1 protein-coding gene is annotated in these 318 nt (G+C 33.3%); it reads right to left on the reverse strand.

All coding sequences use genetic code 11. The annotated features are described in order from the left end of the window. Window positions 1-79: 79 nt before the first annotated feature. The gene (locus tag H3U97_RS11370) at window positions 80-223 is read right to left on the reverse strand and encodes a hypothetical protein (RefSeq protein WP_198199013.1); all 144 of its coding nucleotides are present in this window, start codon (window positions 221-223) and stop codon (window positions 80-82) included. Between the last annotated feature and the right edge of the window lie 95 nt (window positions 224-318).

Genomic DNA, 318 nt, shown 5'->3' on the forward strand with positions numbered 1-318 from the left:
TGGATTGACAAGGACATCTGATATGGATTATAATTTTCAACACACAACACACAACACACAACCTGCCCAACCTATAATTTCACCTCTCTAAAGTTAAGCTCACATCGTTTATTATTTCACTGTTGTTTATTATTTCAGCAATTTCAGCAATTTCAGCAATTTCAGCAATTTCAGCAATTTCAGCAATTTCCGAAATTCCCGAAATTTCAGCAAAATTCTTCAAAATTTCTTAGTTTAGCCTTTTTATCTCGGCCGATGGTTTTGGTATTAACCGTGATTGTTTTACAGTCTATCTCTTTTTCTAATTATGCATTAACC

Source organism: Gilliamella sp. W8128, from assembly GCF_016100545.1.
In the GTDB taxonomy this organism is placed as follows: Bacteria; Pseudomonadota; Gammaproteobacteria; order Enterobacterales; family Orbaceae; genus Gilliamella; species Gilliamella apis.